Origin of the sequence: Pradoshia sp. (assembly GCF_051873915.1) — a bacterium.
Classification (GTDB): Bacteria; Bacillota; Bacilli; order Bacillales; family Pradoshiaceae; genus Pradoshia.
Map to the genome: position 1 here is coordinate 1 of NZ_JBJEFJ010000204.1, position 4,620 is coordinate 4,620.

Consider the following 4,620-nt stretch of genomic DNA (forward strand, 5'->3'; position numbering starts at 1 on the left):
CGGTCACCTTCGCTTTTGATGTTTCCTTTGTTTTTTTGCTAGGTATGCGAGTTCTCTTTGGAGCTTTTGGTAGCTTTTGAAGCGTTTCTTATCTAAGGTTCCATCCTGGATGGCGGCTTGGATTTGACACCCTGGTTCAGTTTCGTGCCGGCAGTCGTTGAATTTGCAATTCAGGGCTAGTTCTTCAATGTCATTGAAGCCTGTATGGATCCCTTCTTCACCCTCCCATAGCTGGAGCTCTCTCATTCCCGGGGTGTCAATGATCATACCGCCATTTTTGAGAAGGATCAGCTCCCGATGGGTCGTTGTATGCCGGCCTTTGTCATCATCACGTGTCGTGTGAACCTGCTGCCTATCTTCTCCGTACAGGACATTGGCCAGTGTGGATTTGCCTGCTCCAGAGGAACCAAGGAGGGCAATTGTCTTTCCTTCTTGGATATACGGTGTTAATGCTTCGAGTCCGAGTCTTTGTTCGGCGCTGACGCCATGGACGGGAACGCCTGCTGCAATGTTTTCTACTTGATGAATATAGTCATCAATATTGCTGCATAAATCAGACTTGCTTAAGAGAATGACAGGGTTAGCACCGCTATCCCATGCCAGTAGAAGATATCGTTCGAGCCTTCGTATATTGAAATCCGCATTTACGGCGTTTACGAGAAAGACAGTATCGATATTGCAGGCAATAATCTGCTCCTCAGTTGTCAAACCAGCTTTCTTTCGTGAGAACTTGCTTTTTCTCGGCAGGACAGCATGGATGATTGCTTTATTTTCTCCATGTCTCATTTTTAAGGCAACCCAGTCGCCCGTCGCTGGCAGCCCAGCGCTATTATGTGCCTGATAACGCAGTTTCCCGCTGATGGATGCAAGAACCTCTCTTTCCTCACAAAGGATGCGGTACATACCTTTATGCTCGCTGATGATTCGTCCTGGGATCAATGCTGGGTAGTTATCATGAAGCTTGAAGGCTTCTTCAAAAAAGGAATTCCAGCCTAATTGGTTTATGTTCAATGTATTCTCCTCCATTTGTATGAATGTTTGCACATGAGAAAAGAGACCATGAATAGGTCTCTTTTCTTTGCCTTCATTCGAAAAAAGGCATATAAAAGCCAAGGACCAATGGCAGTCCTTGGCATGGCAGATATTCATTCAAATGGAGCGGAATCATTAATCAGCGTTATGCTTGAAGGACTGCTTTATGAAATTTACGACATTCTCTGCATACATCATTTTCATAAGACATTCCTCCCTTGTTCTTTAATAGTACTAAGTATATGGCGAGAAAGGAAATAATGCAATTAATATTTTCTAATAATTAAGTAAAATCACAATTTTACAAAATACATACTTATCTGTTAAGATAAGATAATAATTGTAATATTTCGTCAATAGTCTGAAGGGCATAGCCTCCGTATATTGGCCTACGAACGGCTGCCACGGGAGAGACATACAGGTGTCTCAAAGGACATACATATTACTTACTAGGCTGTTTATCACCGTTTCATACGGTTAGGCATTCATGAAAAACATATGGCTGCCTTTTCATTGAAAGATAAAGAGAAAATGATTAGTCAAGGGGGAAGAAGGTTGATTGTTTTTGATCATGTTGATAAATATTATGGGGATTTCCATGTTTTAAAGGATATTAATCTTGAGATTGAAAAAGGCGAGGTTGTGGTCGTCATCGGTCCTTCTGGATCTGGAAAAAGCACAATGCTTCGCTGCATTAATCATCTTGAGACAATTGATAAAGGCGTGCTGAAGGTCAATCAGACACCGGTCAACGATAAGAAGACGAATATCAATCATTTAAGACGGGATATAGGAATGGTTTTTCAACATTTTTATTTATATCCGCATAAGACCGTTCTGCAGAATATTACGCTTGCTCCAATAAAGGTGCTTGGGAAATCGAAAGAGGAAGCGGAAAAGACGGCACGCTTTTATCTTGAGAAGGTTGGGATTCCAGATAAGGCAAATGCCTATCCGTCACAGCTGTCCGGCGGTCAGCAGCAGCGTGTAGCAATCGCTAGAGGACTTGCCATGAATCCGCAGATTATGCTGTTTGATGAGCCTACATCTGCTCTTGACCCGGAAATGATTGGCGAAGTGCTGGATGTCATGAAGACGCTCGCCAAGGAAGGGATGACCATGGTGGTTGTGACCCATGAGATGGGGTTTGCTAAGGAAGTAGCCAACAGGATTGTCTTTATGGATGAGGGAAGAGTTTTGGAACAGTCGACACCGGCTGAATTTTTTACGAACCCGCGTGAAGAACGGGCGCGTACATTCTTAAGCCGTATATTAAATCATTAAGAAATAAAAGGGGGAAATAGTATGTTGTCGAAGAAGTTTTTTAAATTTTCTGTCTTGTGTTTGATTGCTGTATTTATGCTGGCTGCTTGCGGAAGCAATGATGATGCCGAAAAAAACGGTGAAGGTTCAGCGAAAAACTCATTAGAAGCAATCAAGGATAAAGACAAGATTGTATTTGGTGTGAAAAATGATACTCGCTTGTTTGGTCTTAAGAACCCTAGTTCAGGCAAGGTTGAAGGATTTGACATTGATATTGCGAAGGCTTTGACGAAGGAAATTCTTGGTGATGAAAGCAAGGCAGAGTTTGTCGAGGTTACATCCAAAACCCGCGTTCAGTTGCTTCAAAACGGCAAAATTGATGCTGTTGTTGCAACGATGACAATTACAGAGGAGCGGAAGAAAGAAGTTGATTTCACAGATGTCTACTTTGAAGCCGGCCAATCCTTGCTTGTCAAAAAAGGAAGCAAAATCAAGAGCGTTGATGATTTGAAGAAGGGGACAAAAGTAATTGCCGTTAAAGGTTCAACCTCTGCTGTCAATATCGCTGAGAAGGCTCCGGATGCAGAAGTGCTTCAATATGAGAACTACTCAGAAGCCTTTACTGCCTTGAAATCAGGTCAAGGGGATGCATTGACAACAGATGACTCTATCCTTTACGGAATGGCTGATGAAGATCCTGATTATGAATTGACAGGCGGCCAATTTACAGAAGAGCCGTATGGTATCGCTGTGAAGAAAGACAGCCCTGAATTAGTCAAAGAATTAAATGAAGCTCTTAAAGCTTTGAAGGACAACGGAACATATGATGAAATCTATAACAAATGGATCAAGAAATAAGGAGTTTCTTTCATCAGGATGGGCGCTCGACCCATCCTGATTGTACATAGGAGTGATTGAATGCTAGCACTTGATTTTTCTATTCTTGTCGATCATCTGGATATGTATCTTGAAGGGTTTATAGGAACGATTCGCATCAGCTTGCTTACTCTCGTAGGGAGCTTCCTTCTCGGAACGTTCATTGCTGTAATGAGAATTGCGCCTCTAAAACCATTGAATTGGTTGGGGACAGCGTATGTGGAGTTTGTCCGTAATATTCCATTATTAATTATCGCTTTTATGTTTTATTTTGGAGCTGGCCTGCCAGGTTTCCTTGCGGGTTCTCTAGCTTTGACTGTTTATACGGCGGCCTTTATTGCTGAGGCTATCCGGGCGGGCATCTTATCGATTGATAAAGGACAAATGGAGGCGGCGCGTTCGTCAGGATTGACCTATGGTCAGGCGATGCGTCTCATCATTCTTCCTCAGGCCATCAAAATCGTGATTCCGCCTTTAGGCAACCAATTTATTAATCTTGTGAAGAATACCTCTATCCTGGCTGTTATTGCCGGTGGAGAACTGATGTATCAAGCGGATTTGATTTCGCTTGCGACCTATGTGGTCTTTGATGTTTATATCTTTGTTGCAGTTTTTTATTTGATACTTACAATCCCGCTCAGCCTTGGTGTTGGTTATTTGGAAAAACGCCTGGCAAAGAGTTATTAAGGAGGGCATGATCAATGGATTTTGCAGGTGCCTATTCGCCTGATAACCTTGCCTTTTTAGTAGACGGTTTTCTCGTAACCTTGAAGATTGCCGCGATATCCATTGTTTTGAGCTTCCTTATTGGAGGCATAATTGGTATTCTGCGGTTTGCAAAGATACCGGTTGTATCCCCTGTACTTGCTGTACTTGTCGAAACAATCCGGAATTTACCGCTAATTTTGATCATCTTCTTTGTATACTTTGGACTGCAAGACCCGAAAGTCGGGCTCGAGATGAGCATTTCAACAGCTGCAATTCTGGCACTGACAATCTTTGAATCCGCGATGCTTTCAGAGGTCATTCGCAGCGGGCTGAACTCCATTCCAAAGGGCCAGGTGGAAGCGGCGCGCTCATCTGGCATGAGTTATATTCAAACACTTTGGCATATCATCCTGCCTCAAGCTCTGCGAAATATGGTTCCGCCAATCGTGAGTCAGTTTATCTCGCTTTTAAAGGATACATCCTTGGCGGTTATTATCGCTTTACCGGAATTGACACATCATGGTCAGGTCATTTATGCGCAGAACATCAATTATGTTTGGCCGGTTCTGATCTTGATTGCTCTTATGTATTTTATCGTCAATTACGGGTTATCCCTTGTTGCGAGAAGGCTTGAGGTCAGAAAATCATAACATCCCCGCTCTTTGGAGCCGGGATGTTTTTTTTTGTTTTCTTTAGTCAAATTGCATGAGCTGGGCTTGAATGCTAAAATAAACAAAGAGT

At 42.8% G+C, this 4,620-nt stretch carries 5 protein-coding genes; 4 read left to right on the forward strand and 1 reads right to left on the reverse strand.

Annotation, left to right across the window (positions count from 1 at the left end; translation table 11 throughout):
- Window positions 1-3: 3 nt before the first annotated feature.
- Complete coding sequence (gene rsgA, locus ACI35L_RS17615; protein ID WP_439803451.1) at window positions 4-1,011, reverse strand: ribosome small subunit-dependent GTPase A; 1,008 nt, start codon at window positions 1,009-1,011, stop codon at window positions 4-6.
- A 576-nt stretch (window positions 1,012-1,587) separates the two neighbouring features.
- Here rsgA and ACI35L_RS17620 point away from each other — a divergent pair.
- From ACI35L_RS17620 to ACI35L_RS17635, 4 genes are read left to right on the forward strand one after another with little or no spacing between them, the layout of a single operon-like run.
- A complete protein-coding gene (locus ACI35L_RS17620; protein WP_439803452.1) occupies window positions 1,588-2,316 on the forward strand; it encodes an amino acid ABC transporter ATP-binding protein in 729 nt (242 codons plus the stop codon).
- Between the two features lie 21 nt (window positions 2,317-2,337).
- Window positions 2,338-3,153 (forward strand): transporter substrate-binding domain-containing protein, encoded by an 816-nt coding sequence (locus ACI35L_RS17625; protein ID WP_049669590.1) that lies wholly within the window; start codon window positions 2,338-2,340, stop codon window positions 3,151-3,153.
- Between the two features lie 60 nt (window positions 3,154-3,213).
- The gene (locus ACI35L_RS17630) at window positions 3,214-3,858 is read left to right on the forward strand and encodes an amino acid ABC transporter permease (RefSeq protein WP_049669591.1); all 645 of its coding nucleotides are present in this window, start codon (window positions 3,214-3,216) and stop codon (window positions 3,856-3,858) included.
- Between the two features lie 14 nt (window positions 3,859-3,872).
- The gene (locus ACI35L_RS17635; protein WP_049669592.1) at window positions 3,873-4,529 is read left to right on the forward strand and encodes an amino acid ABC transporter permease; all 657 of its coding nucleotides are present in this window, start codon (window positions 3,873-3,875) and stop codon (window positions 4,527-4,529) included.
- Window positions 4,530-4,620: the final 91 nt, after the last annotated feature.